Raw genomic sequence first — 19,066 nt, 5'->3', positions numbered from 1 at the left:
CCCGGTAAACTTGTGTTACCGGGCATTCGGGAGGGGATCAGTGCCGGTCTTTCCAGACAGTCTGCACATTGCAGAACTCATGCAGGCCGAAGTGCGACAGCTCGCGACCAAAGCCGCTTTTCTTCACGCCGCCAAATGCCACCCGGGCATCGGAGGCACTGTAGCCGTTGATAAACACGCCGCCGCATTCCAGTTCATCGGCGAAACGCTGAGCCTGGGTATCATCTGCGGTATACACCGTAGCTGAAAGACCAAAGTCGCTGTCATTCGCCAGAGCCAGCGCATGATCGGCATCGCGGGCGATGGTTACCGCCGCTACCGGGCCAAACATCTCCTGACGGAAAGCAGTCATTTTAGGTGTGACGTTGCCTAGCACCGTCGCAGCATAGTAGTTACCTTTGCCGGAAATCTTCTCGCCGCCGAGCAGCAGCGTGGCGCCCTCTTCCAGCGTCGCGGTCACCTGGTCATGCAGCTCGTCACGGAGGTCGTAACGCGCCATCGGCCCAAGGTCGTTTTGCTCATCCTGCGGATTACCCATTTTCAGTTTGGCTGCCGCGGCAACAAACTTCTCGGTAAAGGCATCGGCAATACCCGCTTCCACGATAAAGCGTTTCGCCGCCGCACATACCTGTCCGGTATTCTGGTAGCGACCCATCACCGCTGCTTTCACCGCTTCATCAATATCCGCATCGTTGAGCACGATGAACGGATCAGAACCGCCTAGCTCCAGCACGCATTTTTTCAGCGCCGCACCGGCCTGAGCACCGATAGCCTTCCCGGCGCGCATACTGCCGGTTAAGGTCACCGCCGCAATACGCGGGTCGTTAATCATCTGCGATACGCCATCATTTGTGGCATTCACCCAGCCAAACACCCCCGCCGGAATACCCGCTTCGGTGAAGATATCACCAATCAGCTTCGCGCTGCCCATGACGTTTGGCGCATGTTTCAGCAGGTAGCTGTTGCCCGCCAGCAGAATGGGTACTGCGCCGCGCAGAACCTGCCACAGCGGGAAGTTCCACGGCATGACCGCCATGATTGGGCCAAGCGGACGGTATTCAATCACCGCCTTATTATTCTCCACCTGCGTCGCCTCAGTAGAAAGCATCGCAGGACCGTGTTCGGCATACCAGTCACAGAGGTTCGCCGACTTGGTCACTTCGCCACGAGCCTGAATAATCGGCTTGCCGATTTCACGGCTTATCATCTGCGCCATCTCTTCGGCATGTTGACGCAGCACATTGCCCACTTTACGCAGCGCATCGGCACGTTCGGAAACAGCAGTTTTATTCCACTGGCGATAACCGGTATCGGCCAGCGCGACCGCCTGATTAACGTCATCGGCCGTGGCCCAGGCGAGCGTGGATAGCGTTTCGCCCGTCGCCGGGTTGAGGGAAATGGCGTGAGTTGCAGGTGATGTCATGATTTTCTTCTCTCTGTTCGATGAGGCTGTTGATTAATACTGGACCACTCTGCTATTTATGGAAAATGAATAATATTAACCATCCCATTCACGATACGAGAACGTTATGGACTTAACACAGCTTGAGATGTTTAACGCCGTCGCCCAGACCGGCAGCATTACCCAGGCCGCGCAAAAGGTGCATCGCGTGCCCTCTAACCTGACTACCCGCATTCGTCAACTGGAAGCGGATTTGGGCGTGGATCTGTTCATTCGTGAAAACCAGCGTCTGCGTTTGTCCCCGGCAGGGCACAGTTTTCTGCGCTACAGCCAGCAAATTCTGGCGCTGATCGATGAAGCCCGAATGGTGGTGGCGGGCGATGAGCCTCAGGGGTTGTTTTCATTAGGTTCGCTGGAAAGCACCGCGGCGGTGCGCATTCCCACCACACTTGCGCTGTATAACCAGCGCTACCCGAAAATTCAGTTTGATTTGGCGACGGGTCCCTCTGGAACCATGATTGACGGCGTGAACGAAGGCAGACTGAGCGCGGCGTTCGTTGACGGACCCGTGATGCACCCGAATCTGGAAGGCGTGCCGGTATATCAGGAAGAGATGATGATTGTCACGCCGAAGGGCCATACGCCGATCAAACGCGCCAGCGATGTGAACGGCACCAGCATTTATGCGTTTCGCGCCAACTGTTCATACCGCCGTCATTTCGAAAGCTGGTTTCATGCCGACCGCGCCACGCCGGGCCGCATTCACGAAATGGAGTCTTATCATGGGATGCTGGCCTGTGTGATTGCGGGTGCGGGTCTGGCGATGATCCCGCGCAGCATGCTCGAAAGCATGCCCGGACATCATCAGGTTGATGCCTGGCCGTTGGCCGAAAAGTGGCGCTGGCTGACGACCTGGCTGGTGTGGCGTAGGGGGGCGATGACCCGTCAGCTGGAAGCGTTTATCACATTGCTTGACGAAGGTCCGCAACCAGCAGTTTCTCCATAAAAATGCTCAGCGGGTCAGGCAGATACGGCGCAAACGCCTCGCGCTGGAAATACCCGCTACGTTCATAAAGTTTTACGGCTGCATGTTGATGAATACCGGTTTCGAGGCGCAGTGTATCGCAACCGCGCTGCAGCGCTTGCTTTTCCAGCGCGGTTAACAGCGATTCACCCAGGCGCTGCCCACGGTGCGTCGGGTCGATATACACCCGTTTCATTTCGCCGCTCCCGTCACCGTTTAACACCACCGCCCCGCAGCCAACGGGCTGCTGCTGCGCATCACGAATAATCAGCATCAGCCGCTGTGATTCCACGAGCTGCGTTAAATCGAGCAGATGATTACTTTCCGCCGGATACAGCGTCTGCTGATAGCGGTCGAGGGCGTCAATCAGCGCCACGATATCGGGATGGTCAGGGGAGCACGGCGTAATCGTATACATATCAATCTCCTTGCGCGTTTTCCCCTGACTGTAAACCGAAACGGACGTTGCGGTTCATAGCATTAACTTATGCCGCCTGACGACCTTAGCGCAGCAGGATTTTCCCCTGCATCCACGTCACCGCCGTGCCGCTCATTAGCACGCGATTGCCCTGCAATACACAGCGCACATCCCCGCCACGCGCAGAAACCTGGCGGGCCAGCATCTGCGTTTTACCGAGTTTTTCACTCCAGTAAGGAATAAGCATGGTGTGCGCCGAACCGGTGACCGGGTCTTCCCAGACGGCTTCTCCCGGAGAAAAGAAACGGCTGACAAAATCGTAATCCCCCGAGCCATGCGCGGTGATCGTCACTTTATGTGCAACCGGCGTCATTGCCGCAATATTCGGGGTGACCGCCTCGACCTGCTCACGGCTCGCCAGTTCTATCAGCCACGCGCGCCCTTTGCGGGCAGTTACGTAATCCGTAATGCCCAGCGCGGCCAGCATTTCAGCCGGTGGCGTTTGCTCTGTGGTGTGCCCGGCGGGGAAATCCAGGGTCAGCCATTCGCCTTCGCGACTGACCGTTAACCGGCCGGACGCCGTATCAAAGTGAATTCGTGCGTCCGGGTAATCCAGATGATTGAAAATCACGTGGGCAGTCGCCAGGGTGGCGTGCCCACACAAATTAACCTCATTGCGGGTCGTAAACCAACGCAGTTCAAAGCCGCCTTTCGCCGGAATAAAGAAGGCCGTCTCCGACTGATTATGCTGTTTTGCGATTTGCAGCAGTTGTTCATCAGGAAGCCAGCTATCCAACGCACATACCGCCGCCGGATTGCCGCCAAAATTATGTCGGCTGAACGCATCAACCAGCCAGACAGGAAGGGTTTTCATCAGAGTGCTCCTTCGTGGAGATAGATGCTGCCAATGATCCAGGTCGTGGCCTGGCCGCCGATCAGTACCCGCTCGCCCTGCCATTCACAGCGCAACTCGCCACCGCGAGCAGACACCTGACGCGCCTGCATCTGCGTTTTTCGCAATTTATCGCCCCAGTATGGGATCAACATACTGTGTGTCGAACCGGTGACCGGGTCTTCCGCCACGGATTCGCCGGGACAGAAAAAGCGGCTGACAAAGTCGTCCGTATCGCCTGGGGCCGTGACGCACACCATTTTGTCGAGCGGCAGCATGGCGTGAATATCCGGCGTCAGCTCTTCAACCTGTTGCTGACTTTTCAGCACCACCAGGTAATCACGCGCGACGCGCACCTCTTCATATTCATTAATACCGAGCGCATTGAGCAGCAGCGCCGGAGGCTCCACGGCCTCGGTTTTCCACGCCGGGAAATTCAGAGTCAGCCAGTCGCCACGGCGGGACACCGTCAGTTCACCGACAAAGCGCGTCGAAAAACGGATTTCAGTGTGCGGGTAATCCAGGAATTCGAAAATGACGTGAGCGCTGGCGAGCGTGGCGTGTCCGCAGAGATTAATTTCCCCTTGGGTGGTGAACCAGCGCAATTCAAACCCGTCGTCGGTGCGCACGAAGAATGCGGTTTCGGACTGGTTATGCTCCTGTGCCATTCTCAGCAGCGTGTCGTCGGGCAACCATTCGATAAGCGGACACACCGCCGCCGCATTCCCGCCAAACGAGCGGTCGCTGAAGGCATCAACCATATAAAACGGAATTTCCTGCATAGCCAGTATCCTTTTGTTTTTATGAGCACTTAATAACATTAATACCGTCTTTGCCCACGAATTACGAGCCTCCTTCCAGTGAAGTTGATGAACGTCGCCCCATTCCAACGGGCAGCGTAACACTGACCATCACCGCGTTATCACTTTCTGATATGAGATCTTAGTCACAAAACGGTTGTGTTTTGCACAATGATGGTTTTAAGATCGACCTCTCTTCTTCCCGTTATCCATCCAGAAAACTGATATGACAACTAACACCGTCTCGCGCAAGGTTGCGTGGCTGCGGGTGGTCACTCTGGCCATTGCCGCTTTTATCTTCAATACAACGGAATTTGTGCCAGTGGGGTTGCTGTCTGATATCGCCCGCAGTTTCTCGATGGAAACGGCACAGGTAGGGATAATGTTGACGATCTACGCCTGGGTGGTGGCGCTGATGTCGCTGCCGTTTATGCTGCTCACCAGCCAGATGGAGCGACGCAAACTGTTGATCGGTCTGTTTGTGCTGTTCATCGGCAGCCACGTGCTCTCGTTCCTCGCCTGGAACTTTACCGTGCTGGTCATTAGCCGCATTGGTATCGCCTTCGCCCACGCCGTATTCTGGTCGATTACCGCTTCACTGGCGATCCGTCTCGCCCCGGCGGGCAAACGCGCCCAGGCCCTGAGCCTGATTGCGACCGGTACCGCCCTGGCAATGGTGCTCGGTTTGCCGATTGGTCGCGTTGTCGGCCAGTATTTCGGCTGGCGTACCACCTTCTTTATCATCGGCCTCGGCGCGCTCATCACCCTCGTGGCGCTGACGAAGCTGCTGCCTAAGATTCCAAGCGAACATTCCGGCTCGCTGAAAAGCCTGCCGCTGCTGTTCCGTCGTCCGGCGCTCATGAGCCTGTATCTGCTTACTGTGGTCGTCGTGACCGCCCATTACACCGCGTACAGCTACATCGAACCGTTTGTCATTAACGTAGCCGGGTTTGACGCCAGCTTCGCTACGCTGTTGCTGTTAGCGCTGGGTGGGGCCGGGATCATCGGTTCGGTTATCTTCAGTAAGCTCGGCAACCATTACGCTTCAACGTTAGTCAGCGGTGCCATCGCCCTGCTCACCGCGTGTCTGGCATTGCTGATGTTAGCAGCTGAAAGCGAAATGAATCTCGCCGTTCTGAGCATCATCTGGGGCGTGGCAATCATGATTATCGGCCTGGGAATGCAGGTGAAAGTGCTGGCGATTGCCCCGGACGCCACCGACGTGGCGATGGCGTTGTTTTCCGGCATCTTTAATCTCGGCATTGGGGCAGGCGCGCTGGTGGGAAATCAGGTCAGCCTGCATTTCTCAATGGCCGATATCGGCTACGTCGGCGCGGTTCCGGCGCTGGCGGCACTTGTCTGGTCCGTGATTATTTTCCGCCGCTGGCCTGTGACGCTTGAAGAGCCGGCTCAACAACATTAACGAATACCTGTCCCTTTATAGACAGAAAGAGATAAAGGAAGTCGCATGGATCAGGACACGTTCAAGCCCTGGCTGAATCGCTGGAAACTCATTCCAGATGGCGCGCCATTGAAGACGCATACCTCGCAGCTGTTGCCGGTGAGAACAGCGACCGGCCTCCCCGCCATGCTCAAAATGACCGATGACAAGGATGAACAAACCGGGAACGCCCTGATGGCGTGGTGGGAAGGAAATGGTGCAGCGCGGGTGATTGCGCATGAAAATGAGGCCATCCTTTTGGCACGCGCCACAGGGCCAGCCTCTCTGTCTGCGATGTCCCGGGAAGGTCAGGACATCGAGGCCTGTCGAATCATGTGCCTGACCACCATTCGGCTTCACACCGCCCCCAAACGACCTTTACCCTCGCTGCCTTCACTGGAGAATTGGTTTGCCCCATTAAAAGCCACGGCCAACAAACAGGGCGGGATCCTGGCGCGCTGCGCTGAAATCGCGGCACACCTACTGTCGACGCCACAGGATATCGTCGCGCTGCATGGTGACTTACATCATGCGAACGTTCTGGATTTTGGCGCATCCGGCTGGCTGGCCATTGACCCCAAAGGGATAAAAGGTGAACGAGGGTTTGATTACGCCAATATCTTTACCAACCCCGACCTTGCTCATCCCATCCCCCGGGTTGCTCCTGTACCCGAGATATTTAAGCAGCGATTGGCTATCGTCAGCGAGATGTCCGGAATAGACAGGGAGCGTCTGCTCATGTGGATCATCGCCTGGTGTGGGCTCTCAGCAAGCTGGTCACTCGAAAGCCACTCTCCCATCACCATTCCTTCAGCCGTCGCTGAACTGGCCATTGCCGAACTTAGGCAATGACCTGGATAAACGTTTTCATCCCCGTTTACGGGCAAAACTGCTCGCCCCGGCTGAAGCTCCAGTCTTCGGCCTGGTTGAACTGAATCGTTACCATCACATCCTCTGGGCTGATCCCCACCTTTGCCGAAAGCCCCTCACTCAACGCCCGATAGAATCGCCGTTTCTGCTCGGTACTTCGCGGATTTCCGGCTGTTATCAGTACCAGGACAAAGTCGTCACTGCGCCCACCGCTCAGATAGTGCCTGTCGTAGATGGGCTATGCCAGACGGCTGCTGGCGTTAAACGATGAAACATTGCGGGCGCTACGTGGCGAACTGCTGAAAGGCGAAATCCACATCGGGATGCAGGAAGATTTTGGTGAGTCGCTGATGCCAGGCATTCTCGGTCAATTCAGCAGACTGCACCCGGATTTACGCATCCACGCCCGCGTCGACAGGAACGCTCCACTTATCGCCGCGCTGGCAGAAAACAATCTCGACATCGCGCTGATGTGGGAACCACAAAACCCTGTCGAACAGGGGGAATCGCTGAGCCGCTGCCCACTGGAATGGATTTATCATCAGGATTTAAACCTTGATGCCCTGCTTGCCGACGAGAAACCGCTACCGTTGGTGATGTTCGACAGCCCTTGTTTGATGCGCTCCCGGGCGATTGAATCTCTCGACAACGCCGGGATCCCATGGCAGATAACCTTCGTCAGTCACAGTCTCAGCGGTATCTGGGCTGCGGTTCAGGCGGGGCTTGGTCTGACACTGAGAACGCATTTTGGTCTGCCCGCAAATCTGTTAACGGCCGGATCGCGGCTACCCTCTCCGGGAGATCTGGGAATAACATTGGTACAAAATGCGTCTTCCTCTGAAGACCGTCAGGTTCAGGCGATGTTAGCGGGGCTGATAAAAGACGCGGTGGCGGGACAAAATGACCAGAGGAAACAAGGGCGACAACCTGCCGCCCTCTAAGTTTACGAAAGCGTTAAGCGTGGTAGGTGCTGATAATTTCCAGCACGCCGTTGATGATAAACTGCACGCCCATGCAGACCAGCAAAAAGCCCATCAGACGAGAAATGGCTTCGATGCCCCCTTTCCCGACCAGGCGCATAATCGCCCCTGAGCTGCGTAAACAGCCCCACAAAATCAGCGCGACGCCAAGGAAGATCAACGGCGGCGCAACCAGTACCACCCAGTCCGGAAAATTCACGCCGTGCCTTACGGTAGACGTCGAACTGATAATCATCGCGATAGTACCGGGTCCGGCCGTGCTCGGCATCGCCAGTGGCACAAACGCAATATTGGCGGTCGGCTCCTCTTTCAGTTCTTCCGACTTATGTCTGGCTTCCAGCGAATCGTGCGCCTTTTGCTGCGGGAACAGCATCCGGAAGCCGATAAACGCCACAATCAGGCCACCGGCAATACGCAGCCCGGGAATCGAAATCCCGAAGGTATTCATTACTACCTGACCGGCGTAGTACGCCACCATCATGATCGCGAATACGTACACCGAGGCCATCAGCGACTGACGATTACGTTCGGCGTTATTCATGTTCCCGGCCAGCCCAAGGAACAATGCAACGGTGGTTAACGGGTTCGCCAGCGGCAACAGCACCACCAGTCCGAGGCCAATAGCCTTAAACAAATCCAGCATTCATCAACACTCCTGTGTTAGCACTCAACGGCCGGCTGAGTATAAGAGCTTTCTCGTTGCCGTGACTATGGCTAATTCATGACGAAATCTTACCCTCGCGTGTCCATAACGGCAGGTTATCCATCAGAGGCTTACAGCACAAAAAGTGTGCCGTGAAGCGTTTTAGCAATTCGTGGCATAAGCTTATTCATTCAGTTGACTTATGGTTGCCTGGGCAATAATATCCCTCGCAACTAAACTACTTGCCAGGGCAACCTTTGTGAAAAGCACCAGTGATCTGTTTAACGAAATCATCCCACTCGGTCGCTTGATCCACATGGTCAACCAGAAAAAAGATCGTCTTCTGAACGATTATCTGTCGCCTATGGATATCACCGCTTCGCAGTTCAAAACCCTGTGTTCGATTCGCTGTGAAGTGTGCATTACCCCTGTTGAGCTAAAAAAAGCGTTGTCGGTCGATCTCGGTGCCTTGACCCGAATGCTCGACCGCCTGACCTGTAAAGGTTGGATTGAGCGTCTGCCAAACCCGAATGATAAGCGTGGCGTACTGGTGCAATTGACACCGGACGGCGCGGAATTATGTGAGCAATGCCACCAGCTGGTGGGACAAAACCTGCATCAGGAATTAACAAAAAACTTAACGGTGGATGAGGTCGCAGCCCTTGAGCTTCTGCTCAAGAAAATCCTGCCGTAAACAGAACAAAGAGGTAAGTCGCGATGTCCAGACGTAACACTGACGCTATCACTATTCATAGCATTTTGGACTGGATCGAGAGCAATCTGGAATCACCTTTGTCGCTTGAGAAAGTGTCGGAACGTTCCGGTTACTCCAAATGGCACCTGCAACGGATGTTCAAGAAAGAAACCGGACATTCACTGGGTCAATATATTAGAAGCCGTAAGCTGACTGAAATCGCACAGAAGCTGAAAGAGAGCAATGAGCCGATCCTGTATCTGGCCGAACGCTATGGCTTTGAATCCCAGCAGACGCTGACGCGTACCTTTAAGAACTATTTTGACGTGCCGCCGCACAAATATCGCATCACTAATATGCCCGGCGAGTCGCGTTATCTGATGCCACTCAATCACTGAATAGCCAAGATAATTCGAGTTGCAGGAAGGCGGCAAGACTGCGAATCCCAGCCGCTTACTCAGGTAAGTGACTGGGGTGAACAGGCGTTGCCAACGCACATGCAGCTTGAAGTATGACGGATAGAGTTGTTAATCGCCTGCACAAGACATATCGAGGAAAAAAATGAAACTGTTCGCCTCCGCCGCCCTCACCTTGTTGGTGCTGGTCTCCGGCCAGAGTTTTGCGGAGCAATCCACTCACCCGGCAAGTAACGCGGCCCGTGACACGATGCTTATACCTTCAGCACAGGATCGGTCGCCGTTTGACTTTAACCACATGGGTTCCGGCAGTGACAAATCCGACGAACTGGGCGTGCCATACTATAACGGAAACTCCCAGTAACTCTTTTGCCCCGCAGATGCGGGGCTTTTTTCTTCACGCCTTATCCCTGCATGACTTTCGCCCGGCGCAATCGCAAACCAAACACGTTGATGTACAACCCGGCCATGATCAGCACCGCCCCCATCATCTGTAATGCCGAGAGCGTTTCATCGAGCAGCAACGCTGCACTGGCGATGCCCACCACCGGTACCAGCAGAGAAAGCGGCGCCACGCGCCAGGTTTCATAGCGTCCCAGCAGCGAGCCCCAAATGCCGTAGCCGACAATCGTCGCGATAAAGGCCAGATACACCAACGACAGAATGGTCGTCAGGTCAATATCCACCAGGCTCTGCATCATTGCCGTTGAGCCATCCAACAGATACGACGCCAGCAAAAATGGCACAATGGGGATCAGCGCACTCCACACCACCAGCGACATCACCGGTGGACGCGACGCGTGCTGCATGATTTTCTTATTGAAGATATTGCCACAGGCCCAGCACAGCGCCGCCGCCAGCGTCAGGAAGAACCCGAGCAGTGCGACGTGCTGGCCGTTCAGACTCGCTTCAATCAGCACCAGCACGCCAAACACCGCCAGGGTTATCCCCGTCAGCTGTTTACCCTGCAAACGTTCGCCAAACACAAACGCGCCCAGAATAATGGTGAAGAAGGCCTGCGCCTGCAGTACCAGCGACGCAAGCCCCGCAGGCATACCCAATTTAATCGCGCTGAACAGGAAGGCAAACTGACCGAAGCTGATGGTCAGCCCGTAGCCAAGCAGCAAAGAGAGCGGGATTTTCGGCCGGGCGACAAAGAAAATGGCCGGAAACGCGACCAGCATAAAACGCAGGCCCGCCAGCATCAGCGGAGGCATATTATGCAGTCCGACCTTAATGACCACAAAATTGAGTCCCCAGACGACGACCACCAACAGCGCTAACAGCCCATCTTTCCGCGTCATAACCCGCCCCTGAAATATTAAATTTTTGTAAACAGAATCAAAGTATCGAAAAATGAGCGCGAGGAACAGATCATTATTTTTAGCAGGTGGTCAAGGCACTTAGGGATAAATTGGGATCTGTACAAGCCCCCGGATGCCGTGATAATTGTGATTACACACAAAATAATAACATAAGCAATTTGTCGGGCTAAACCATGAAATCCTCAATAAAACGTTCAACCTCAGCGTTGCTGGCGTCGTCGTTGCTGTTAACCATCGGCCGCGGCGCCACGCTGCCTTTTATGACCATCTACCTGACGCGCCAGTACGGCATGAGTGTCGAGGCCATCGGCTATGCCCTGACGCTGGCCCTCACCGTCGGGGTGATTTTCAGCCTTGGCTTTGGCATCCTGGCGGACAAATTCGATAAAAAACGCTACATGATTGTCGCCATTGTGGCCTTTATCGCCGGGTTTATCGCCATTCCGCTCGTGCACAGCGTCGCCCTGGTGGTGTTTTTCTTTGCGCTGATCAACTGTGCCTATTCGGTCTTTTCGACGGTATTAAAAGCCTGGTTTGCCGACGCACTGAGCGTGAGCGACAAAGCGCGCATTTTCTCGCTCAACTACAGCTTTCTGAACATGGGGTGGACCGTCGGCCCGCCGATTGGTACCTGGCTTGTAATGTACAGCCTGCAATTACCGTTCTGGCTGGCCGCCATCTGCGCCGCCTTCCCGCTGGTGCTGATTCAGCTTTACGTGCAGCGTGGCGCGCAAAGCGATGAAGAGAAAGTCGCCACTGTGTGGCAGCCGTCGGTGCTGCTGAAGGACAAAGCGCTGTTCTGGTTTACCCTCTCCGGCCTGCTGGCGTCGTACGTCGGCGGCTCGTTTGCGACCTGTATTTCGCAGTACGTGCTGACGATTGCCGATAACGCGGATTTTGCGCAAAAAGTGGTCTCGGTGGTGCTGCCGGTCAACGCGGTGGTGGTGGTCAGCCTGCAATACATTGTCGGACGTAAAATCACTGCGCATAACATTCGCCCGCTGATGGCTATTGGCACGCTTTGCTTCCTGCTGGGTCTGGGCGGCTTTATGTTCTCAGGCGAGAATTTAATTTACTGGGGTGTCGCCGCGGCAGTGTTTACTCTCGGTGAAATCATTTATGCCCCGGGCGAATACATGCTGATTGATAACATCGCCCCGCCAGGCATGAAGGCGAGCTATTTTTCCGCACAGGCGCTGGGCTGGCTGGGAGCGGCCGCCAACCCGATGCTGACCGGGCTAATTCTCACCTCGTTACCGGCCTGGACACTGTTTGCCATTATGATGCTGGTGATTGTGCTGGCATGGCTGATGATCCTGCGCGGCATGCGCGTAAAAACCTGGGACGGCGCGTTGAAAACGGCCTGACTCAGTATTATTCAGCGCCGATTGTGCTCGCCGCAATCCAGCGCTGAATGATTGCCCGACTCTCGTCATTGGCCGGATTGAACACCATCATTGTCAACTCCGGCCGCCCTTCCACCGCGAAGGTTGAAAACTCCAGCGAAATTGGCCCCAGCTGCGGGTGAAGCAGACGTTTAAGGCCTTCACCGTGTCCGGCCACATCGTTATTACGCCAGTAGCGGGCGAAATCCTCACTTTGCGCGGACAGCTCCGCCACCAGACGATCAATCTCTTCCGATGCACCAGAGCGCGCGGCATCTGCCCGAAACGCATTAACAATCAGCCGTGCCACGCCGTCCCAGTCTTCCTGCATTTTCCGGGCTTGCGGATCGGTAAACAGCAGACGCAGAATATTGCGCTGTTCCGGCGGAAGTTGACCATAATCCTTGAGGACGACAGTCGCCGGTCGGTTCCATGCCAGAACATCCCAGGTCGCGGTTTTGATAATCGCCGGAATACTGAAACTGTCCAGAACCCGTTGCAGGCGCGGCGTCATGGAATCCGAAGCGCTAAGGCGGTTTTCTGGCGGATGGCCGAAGGCCAGAATAAACAGGTGGTCACGTTCCGGTGCAGTCAGACGTAGCCCTCCGGCAATGCGGTTCAGTACTTCTCGCGACGGTGCTCCACCGCGTCCCTGTTCAAGCCAGGTGTACCAGGTCGGGCTGATGCTGGCGAGCTGCGCCACCTCTTCACGCCGCAGGCCCGGCGTACGGCGGCGACCGGGCATGAACCCGAACGACGCCGGATCGAGTCGCAGGCGGCGGGCGCGCAGGAAATCACCCAAAGGATTATCGGAAAGTAGCGTCATAATTAACCTGTTAGTGTTTATACCCTGATAATGTCACTACTTTAATAGTAATCGACGACGACATACGCTGTCGCTGAAATTCATTCAGGAGACAGGCTATGCGTATTTTTGTTACCGGTGCGACGGGTTTTATAGGCTCACGAGTGGTGTCAAATCTTCTGGCAGGCGGTCATCAGGTGACCGGTCTGGTGCGTTCGGAAGAGGCAGCGCGTAAATTATCCGACGCGGGCGCCACGCCTCAGCGCGGCACGCTGGAAGACCCGCAAAGCTGGCTCTCAGGAATCGAAAACTGCGACGCGGTGATCCACACCGCCTTCGATCATGATTTCAGCCAGTTCGTCGCGAACTGCGAAAAAGACCGCCGGGTGATCGCCGCCATTGGCTCGGTGTTAAAAGGCACCTCTCGCCCATTGATTATTACCTCCGGCACCGCCATGGGTGACGACGATAGCGGCCAACCGGCGCGTGAAGATGTCTTCAACCCGGCCAATCCAAATCCGCGTAGAGCGTCTGAACTGGAAGGCAACATCCAGCTGGCAGCGGGCGTTGACGTGCGCGTGGTGCGTCTGCCACAGGTGCATAACACCGAACGTCAGGGGCTGCTGAGTTATTACACCCCTCTCGCCCAGCAAAAGGGCATGGCTGCGTATATTGGCGAGGGCGAAAATGGCTGGTGTGCTGCGCACGTCGATGACGTCGCCCGTCTGTATGTGAACGTGCTGGAGCAAGGCAAAAGCGGCAAACGCTATCACGCGGTTGCGGAAGAAAGCATTTCCGCCCGCCAGATTGCGGAAGTGGTTGCGGAAGGATTAGGCGTGCCTTGCGTGTCGCTGAAAGCAGAACAGGCAGAAGCACATTTTGGCTGGTTCGCGCTATTCGCCACCCACGATCTTCGCGCCAGCGGAGAATGGACGCGCCAGCAGCTAAACTGGCAGCCGAAAGGCCCTCGATTGATGGACGATTTGCGTAATATGGATTATTCCGTGTTCACAAAATAATGTTTTCGATCGGTTGAAAATTGCCCGGTGAGCGTCAGTGCCACCGGGCATTCTTTTAATGGTGCAACATTTCATCCACCACCTGATGCGTATGCAGCTGCTCAGGATAATACGTCGGCCAGTTATCCATCTCTTCTAACAATGCCGCCTGTGAAGCATTGCCGCTGAAAATATGGAAATGCTGAGACTGCCGCGGCCCGATAATGTGATCGCTAAATTGCACGAATGTCGGTGCAGCACTTTTGCTGTCGGTGCATTCAAACAGATAGCGCACGCCCTTCTTGCCGGACGCATAGTGCAGAATTTTGTAGCCGTCGTAGCGGTATTCACACGCCGCCGTTTTATCGCCGTCATGAAACGCCATCACGTTGTTTTCAATCTCGATTTTTCCGACGGCCGTTTTGTATCCCGCCGTGTAATATGCTTTGATTTGCTCAACGGTTTTGCTGCCGTCCTTCTGCGCTTTCTGTTTAAACACCGGGTCCAAATCCCCGTTCTGCAACAGCGGATAGACCGACTGCCAGATGCCATCCCAATTGGAAAGCGGACGGTCGCGGACGTCGCCGTCGCTAAAAATGCCCGAAGCCGCTTTTTGTTCGGCCTCGCTCATCTGATGTCCGTGTGAATGGGCGAGCACGCTGCTGCTGACCAGCAGCCCCAGAATAGTCAGAGTGAAACGTTGAAAAGACACCATAAATCCCTCGGGTCGATGTGAAAAATGAAATGTTATAATATAACAATTAACACATCAACCCTTCGGGCAATCAAATCGTGACCATACCGCGCACGCCGTCGGCTTCCATATTTTCACCACGCCCTTGCTGCACAATGGTGCCACGCGACATCACCAGATACTGGTCTGCCAGGTCTGCGGCGAAATCATAAAACTGTTCCACCAGCAGAATCGCCATATCGCCCCGGCGTGCCAGTTGGCGAATTACCTCGCCAATTTCTTTAATCACCGAGGGTTGAATGCCTTCGGTCGGTTCATCGAGGATCAACAACTGCGGGCGACTCGCCAGCGCCCGGCCAATCGCCAACTGCTGCTGTTGGCCGCCGGAGAGGTCACCGCCCCGCCGCTGTTTCATCGCCCGCAGCACCGGGAACAGCTGATAAATTTCTTCTGGCACCGCTCGCGCATCACGGGCAGAAAATCGCGACATGCCGAGCAGCAGGTTTTCTTCGACAGTGAGTCTGGGGAAGATTTCTCTCCCCTGCGGCACATACGCCATACCCGCCTGCACCCGCTGGTGCGGTTTACGCTGCATGATGGCCTGATTTTGCCAGTTCACGCTGCCACTGCGGGCCGGAATCAGCCCCATCAGGCATTTCAGTAACGTGGTTTTCCCGGCGCCGTTGCGCCCCAGTAAACAGGTGATTTCCCCCGGCTGTGCAGTGAAGCTCACGCCGCGCAGAATATGGCTACCGCTGTAATATTGATGCAGTTCCTGAACCTGTAGCATTCGACCTCCTTAGCGCCCCAGATAGACTTCAATCACCTGCTCGTTGGCCTGAACGTCACGCAGCGACCCTTCCGCCAGAACCTGGCCCTGGTGCAGAACGGTCACGCGGTCGGCGATGGTCTCGACAAACCCCATATCATGTTCCACCACCATCAGCGAATGGCGGCCCGACAGCGTGCGAAACAGCTCGGCGGTGTATTCCGTTTCAGCATCAGTCATGCCCGCCGCGGGTTCATCAAGCAACAGCAAATGCGGCTCCTGCACCAACAGCATGCCGATTTCGAGAAACTGCTTTTGTCCGTGGGACAGCAGCCCCGCGCGGCGGGCGCGTTCGCCTTCCAGGCGCAGCAACTGCAACACCTCGTCGATGCGGTCCTGCTGTTCACCAGAAAGTTTCGCCCGCAAACTGGCCCACACCGATTTATCGCCCTTCATCGCCAGCTCGAGGTTTTCCGCCACGCTCAGCGCTTCAAACACCGTCGGCTTCTGGAATTTACGTCCAATGCCCTGCCGAGCGATGGCAATTGAATCCAGTGTGGTTAAATCTATCGATTGATCGTAAATCGCCCTGCCGCTTTGTGGCCGGGTTTTGCCGGTGATCACGTCCATCAGTGTGGTTTTTCCCGCGCCGTTAGGGCCAATCACGCAGCGCAATTCACCCACGCCAATTTGCAGCGACAGATTGGTTAACGCCTGGAAACCGTCGAAATTGACGTTGATGTTCTCGAGCTGCAAAACCGGATCCGTTTGCTCGCGGAAGCGATCCCCCGGCAGCTGACGGGTAAAAAGTCCTTCATCGGGCTGCATCATTTGTCTCCTTTGCGCAGCAGGCCAATCACGCCTCGTGGCAGGAACAGCGTCACCACGATGAAAATCAGGCCAAGAAACAGCTGCCAGTATTCTGGCATCGCCACCGTGAACAGGCTTTTCGCGCCGTTCACCAGCCCGGCACCGAGGATGGGCCCAATCAAGGTGCCGCGCCCGCCGAGTGCGACCCAAATTGCCGCCTCAATCGAGTTGGTCGGCGACATTTCGCCCGGGTTGATAATGCCCACCTGCGGCACATACAACGCTCCCGCCAGACCGCACAGCACGGCGGATAGCGTCCACACCAGCAGTTTGAAACCGCGTGGATCGTAGCCGCAGAACATCAGCCTGTTTTCCGCATCACGTACCGCCGTCAGAACGCGGCCAAATTTGCTGCGTGCCAGCGCGAAACCCACCGCCAGCGTGGCAAGAAGCAGCAGGACCGTCGCCAGAAACAGCGCGGCGCGCGTGCCGGTGGCGCTCACCGGAAAACCAAGAATAGTGGTGAAGCCGGTAAAACCGTTGTTGCCGCCAAAACCGGTTTCATTACGAAAGAACAGCAGCATCCCGGCGTAGGTCAGCGCCTGAGTCATTATCGAGAAATACACCCCTTTGATTTTGGAGCGGAAGGCAAACCAGCCGAACACCAGCGCCAGCAGACCCGGCACCAGCATCACCAACAGCATTGCCCACGCAAAATGTTGCGTTCCCCACCAGAACCACGGCAGCTCGTTCCACGATAAAAAGGACATAAACGCCGGGAGTCCATCGCCCGCGGCCTGACGCATCAGGTACATACCCATCGCATAGCCGCCAAGGGCAAAGAACAGCCCGTGCCCCAGCGATAGCATTCCGGCGTAGCCCCAGACCAAATCGAGCGCCACCGCCACAACCGCGTAGCAGAGAATTTTGCCGACCAGGGTCAGCGTCCAGGTCGAAATGGCCAGCGGATGGGTGGCCGGAAGCAGCGCCAGAAACGGCATACTCAACAGTACCAGTACCGCCAGGCCGCCAATCCAACGCAGCAGACGCGGCGCCCGGCGGGCAAGTGTTAAGGTTAATGGCTGGCTCATCAGTCAATGACCCTCCCTTTCAGCGCAAACAGCCCCTGCGGACGCTTCTGAATAAACAGAATGATCAGCACCAGAATCAGAATTTTGCCGAGCACCGCGCCCATTTGCGGCTCCAGAATTTTGTTGAAGATCCCCAGGCCAAATGCGGCTGCCACGCTGCCCGCCAGCTGGCCGACACCGCCGAGCACCACCACCAGGAACGAGTCAATTATGTAGCCCTGACCGAGTTCCGGCCCGACGTTACCCAGCTGAGACAGCGCCACGCCGCCAAGCCCGGCAATGCCGGAACCGAGGCCAAACGCCAGCATATCCACACGCCCGGTCGGCACGCCGCAGCAGGCCGCCATCGCACGGTTTTGCGTTACCGCCCGCACGCGTAGGCCGAGCCGCGTTTTGTTGAGAATGAGCCAGGTAAAAAACAGCACCAGCATCACAAAACCGATAACCACAATCCGGTTCCACGGCAGAATGAGATTCGGCAGCGCCTGAATCCCACCCGACAGCCAGGCCGGGTTAGAGACTTCGAGGTTCTGCGGGCCAAACAGCATTCGCACCAACTGGATAAGCATCAGGCTGATGCCCCACGTCGCCAGCAGCGTTTCCAGCGGACGGCCGTACAGATGGCGGATAATCGTCCGCTCCAGCAACATGCCAATTCCGCCGGTGATGCAGAACGCCACCGGCAGCGCCAGCAGCGGATAAAATGCCAGCCACTGCGGCGCAAACTGGCTTAGCCCCTGTTGTACCAGCCAGGTGCTGTACGCTCCGAGCATCAGCATTTCGCCGTGTGCCATGTTAATCACGCCAAGCAGGCCGTAGGTGATCGCCAGCCCCAGCGCCGCGAGCAGCAGGATCGAGCCGAGCGAAATGCCCATAAATGCCTGGCCGAGAATATCCCCCCAGAATAAACGCTGCTGGATCTGCTTCAGGCTTTCCACCGCGGCGGCACGCACCGTAGCATCGGGTTCATGTTGGGCATCGGTATAAGGTTGCAGTCGCGCTTGCGTTTCCGGGTCGGATGAATGCCCGAGCAGGGTCATCGCCTGTTTACGCACCGCGGCATCCGGACTGCTGAGCTGTAAATTAGCCAGCGCGAGTTCAAGCTGTTGCTTCACGCCATCGTCGGTTTCCACCTTCAGGCGTTTTTCCAGCATCGGGACCACTTCTGGCCCGGCATCGCGTTGCAAGGTTTTCGCTGCGGCAAACCTTAGTGTGACGTTGTCACTTACCAGTTGATGCGTGGCGAGGGCGCCGGCCACCAGATTGCGCAGACGGTTGGTCAGACGAACGGGTTTGAGGTCGCCTTGCGGCTGGACGGTGGCGTCTAAGGCCAGCGGTTTGCCGCTTTCAATGCTGAAGGCATGATGCGCGGCGTCACTGCGCAGGCTTTCGGCGCTCAGGGCCTGTAACAGTGGCAGACGCTGCGGCTGCGGATCGACCGCCCACTTTTCAAGCATGGCCGACTGCTGGCTTCGGTTGGCAGCCACAAAATCATCCGCGTCTCCGGCGTGAGCGAAACACGGCAACAGCGAGGCTACCAACAGCAGCCAGCGGACTGGTTTCATCAAAGACTCCTTTTTGTGAATATCGTGCGGTCTGATGCTCTCTC

21 protein-coding genes and 1 pseudogene are annotated in these 19,066 nt (G+C 56.2%); 9 read left to right on the top strand and 13 right to left on the bottom strand.

Annotated elements, in window-relative coordinates; translation table 11 throughout:
- Positions 1 to 37 precede the first annotated feature (37 nt).
- Positions 38 to 1,426: a succinate-semialdehyde dehydrogenase gene (gene sad, locus MUU51_RS06435; protein WP_258967534.1), complete on the bottom strand. Its 1,389-nt coding sequence runs from the start codon at positions 1,424 to 1,426 to the stop codon at positions 38 to 40.
- A gap of 103 nt (positions 1,427 to 1,529) precedes the next feature.
- On the opposite strand from sad, the gene ptrR reads away from it, so the two are divergent.
- Positions 1,530 to 2,408, top strand: coding sequence for a putrescine utilization regulator PtrR (gene ptrR, locus MUU51_RS06430; RefSeq protein WP_258967384.1), 879 nt, complete (start codon positions 1,530 to 1,532; stop codon positions 2,406 to 2,408).
- Here the strand turns inward: ptrR and MUU51_RS06425 are convergent.
- The 3 genes from MUU51_RS06425 to MUU51_RS06415 form a co-directional block, all read right to left on the bottom strand.
- Positions 2,365 to 2,844, bottom strand: a complete 480-nt coding sequence (locus MUU51_RS06425) for a GNAT family N-acetyltransferase (RefSeq protein ID WP_258967383.1) — start codon at positions 2,842 to 2,844, stop codon at positions 2,365 to 2,367. The two genes, ptrR and MUU51_RS06425, sit on opposite strands and share 44 nt — an antisense overlap.
- Before the next feature lie 85 nt (positions 2,845 to 2,929).
- Positions 2,930 to 3,718, bottom strand: coding sequence for a PhzF family phenazine biosynthesis protein (locus MUU51_RS06420; protein ID WP_258967382.1), 789 nt, complete (start codon positions 3,716 to 3,718; stop codon positions 2,930 to 2,932).
- Positions 3,718 to 4,518, bottom strand: coding sequence for a PhzF family phenazine biosynthesis protein (locus tag MUU51_RS06415; RefSeq protein WP_258967381.1), 801 nt, complete (start codon positions 4,516 to 4,518; stop codon positions 3,718 to 3,720). The genes MUU51_RS06420 and MUU51_RS06415 overlap by 1 nt, the downstream gene beginning before the upstream one ends.
- Positions 4,519 to 4,762: 244 nt before the next feature.
- On the opposite strand from MUU51_RS06415, the gene MUU51_RS06410 reads away from it, so the two are divergent.
- Together MUU51_RS06410 and MUU51_RS06405 are read left to right on the top strand one after the other, a co-directional pair.
- On the top strand, positions 4,763 to 5,959 hold the full coding sequence (locus MUU51_RS06410; protein WP_258967380.1) for a sugar transporter: 1,197 nt from the start codon (positions 4,763 to 4,765) through the stop codon (positions 5,957 to 5,959).
- Positions 5,960 to 6,004: 45 nt separating this feature from the next.
- Complete coding sequence (locus tag MUU51_RS06405; RefSeq protein ID WP_258967379.1) at positions 6,005 to 6,829, top strand: aminoglycoside phosphotransferase family protein; 825 nt, start codon at positions 6,005 to 6,007, stop codon at positions 6,827 to 6,829.
- Positions 6,830 to 6,854: 25 nt separating this feature from the next.
- On the opposite strand, the gene MUU51_RS06400 is transcribed toward MUU51_RS06405, so the two are convergent.
- Positions 6,855 to 7,025 (bottom strand): tautomerase family protein, encoded by a 171-nt coding sequence (locus tag MUU51_RS06400; protein ID WP_258967533.1) that lies wholly within the window; start codon positions 7,023 to 7,025, stop codon positions 6,855 to 6,857.
- Positions 7,026 to 7,080: 55 nt separating this feature from the next.
- Here MUU51_RS06400 and MUU51_RS06395 point away from each other — a divergent pair.
- Positions 7,081 to 7,788, top strand: a pseudogene (locus tag MUU51_RS06395) (LysR substrate-binding domain-containing protein); the annotation flags it as partial.
- A 13-nt stretch (positions 7,789 to 7,801) separates the two neighbouring features.
- Here MUU51_RS06395 and MUU51_RS06390 read toward each other — a convergent pair.
- Positions 7,802 to 8,470, bottom strand: a complete 669-nt coding sequence (locus MUU51_RS06390) for a MarC family NAAT transporter (protein WP_159768338.1) — start codon at positions 8,468 to 8,470, stop codon at positions 7,802 to 7,804.
- 259 nt (positions 8,471 to 8,729) lie between these two features.
- On the opposite strand from MUU51_RS06390, the gene marR reads away from it, so the two are divergent.
- The 3 genes from marR (at position 8,730) to marB (ending at position 9,944) form a co-directional block, all read left to right on the top strand.
- Positions 8,730 to 9,164 carry a multiple antibiotic resistance transcriptional regulator MarR gene (gene marR / locus MUU51_RS06385; RefSeq protein ID WP_159768335.1) on the top strand — a complete coding sequence of 145 codons (435 nt, stop codon included), beginning with the start codon at positions 8,730 to 8,732 and terminating at the stop codon, positions 9,162 to 9,164.
- A 23-nt stretch (positions 9,165 to 9,187) separates the two neighbouring features.
- Positions 9,188 to 9,562 (top strand): MDR efflux pump AcrAB transcriptional activator MarA, encoded by a 375-nt coding sequence (gene marA / locus MUU51_RS06380; RefSeq protein ID WP_125354491.1) that lies wholly within the window; start codon positions 9,188 to 9,190, stop codon positions 9,560 to 9,562.
- 163 nt (positions 9,563 to 9,725) lie between these two features.
- The gene (marB, locus tag MUU51_RS06375; protein ID WP_258967377.1) at positions 9,726 to 9,944 is read left to right on the top strand and encodes a multiple antibiotic resistance protein MarB; all 219 of its coding nucleotides are present in this window, start codon (positions 9,726 to 9,728) and stop codon (positions 9,942 to 9,944) included.
- Positions 9,945 to 9,984: 40 nt separating this feature from the next.
- Here the strand turns inward: marB and eamA are convergent, their stop codons facing one another.
- On the bottom strand, positions 9,985 to 10,884 hold the full coding sequence (gene eamA / locus MUU51_RS06370) for an O-acetylserine/cysteine exporter (protein WP_159768329.1): 900 nt from the start codon (positions 10,882 to 10,884) through the stop codon (positions 9,985 to 9,987).
- 194 nt (positions 10,885 to 11,078) lie between these two features.
- On the opposite strand from eamA, the gene ydeE reads away from it, so the two are divergent.
- Positions 11,079 to 12,272, top strand: a complete 1,194-nt coding sequence (ydeE, locus tag MUU51_RS06365) for an efflux MFS transporter YdeE (protein ID WP_159768326.1) — start codon at positions 11,079 to 11,081, stop codon at positions 12,270 to 12,272.
- A gap of 7 nt (positions 12,273 to 12,279) precedes the next feature.
- On the opposite strand, the gene MUU51_RS06360 is transcribed toward ydeE, so the two are convergent.
- Positions 12,280 to 13,116, bottom strand: a complete 837-nt coding sequence (locus MUU51_RS06360; RefSeq protein ID WP_159768323.1) for a helix-turn-helix transcriptional regulator — start codon at positions 13,114 to 13,116, stop codon at positions 12,280 to 12,282.
- Positions 13,117 to 13,214: 98 nt separating this feature from the next.
- Here MUU51_RS06360 and MUU51_RS06355 point away from each other — a divergent pair, with 98 nt between their 5' ends.
- Complete coding sequence (locus MUU51_RS06355) at positions 13,215 to 14,114, top strand: SDR family oxidoreductase (protein WP_258967376.1); 900 nt, start codon at positions 13,215 to 13,217, stop codon at positions 14,112 to 14,114.
- Positions 14,115 to 14,169: 55 nt separating this feature from the next.
- Here the strand turns inward: MUU51_RS06355 and zinT are convergent, their stop codons facing one another.
- The 5 genes from zinT to urtB all read right to left on the bottom strand — a co-directional run bounded on the left by zinT (position 14,170) and on the right by urtB (position 19,022).
- On the bottom strand, positions 14,170 to 14,808 hold the full coding sequence (gene zinT, locus MUU51_RS06350) for a metal-binding protein ZinT (RefSeq protein WP_159768317.1): 639 nt from the start codon (positions 14,806 to 14,808) through the stop codon (positions 14,170 to 14,172).
- Positions 14,809 to 14,878: 70 nt separating this feature from the next.
- Positions 14,879 to 15,577 carry an urea ABC transporter ATP-binding subunit UrtE gene (urtE, locus tag MUU51_RS06345; protein WP_258967374.1) on the bottom strand — a complete coding sequence of 233 codons (699 nt, stop codon included), beginning with the start codon at positions 15,575 to 15,577 and terminating at the stop codon, positions 14,879 to 14,881.
- Between the two features lie 9 nt (positions 15,578 to 15,586).
- Complete coding sequence (gene urtD, locus MUU51_RS06340; RefSeq protein WP_110508254.1) at positions 15,587 to 16,384, bottom strand: urea ABC transporter ATP-binding protein UrtD; 798 nt, start codon at positions 16,382 to 16,384, stop codon at positions 15,587 to 15,589.
- Positions 16,384 to 17,457, bottom strand: coding sequence for an urea ABC transporter permease subunit UrtC (gene urtC, locus MUU51_RS06335; protein ID WP_258967373.1), 1,074 nt, complete (start codon positions 17,455 to 17,457; stop codon positions 16,384 to 16,386). Before urtC ends, urtD begins: the two co-directional genes overlap by 1 nt.
- On the bottom strand, positions 17,457 to 19,022 hold the full coding sequence (gene urtB, locus MUU51_RS06330; RefSeq protein ID WP_258967372.1) for an urea ABC transporter permease subunit UrtB: 1,566 nt from the start codon (positions 19,020 to 19,022) through the stop codon (positions 17,457 to 17,459). Before urtB ends, urtC begins: the two co-directional genes overlap by 1 nt.
- Between the last annotated feature and the right edge of the window lie 44 nt (positions 19,023 to 19,066).

Origin of the sequence: Scandinavium manionii (assembly GCF_024764775.1) — a bacterium.
Taxonomy (GTDB): domain Bacteria; phylum Pseudomonadota; class Gammaproteobacteria; order Enterobacterales; family Enterobacteriaceae; genus Scandinavium; species Scandinavium manionii.
The sequence above is the reverse complement of the archived record's forward strand: the minus strand, read 5'-3'. Positions and strand labels throughout refer to the sequence as shown.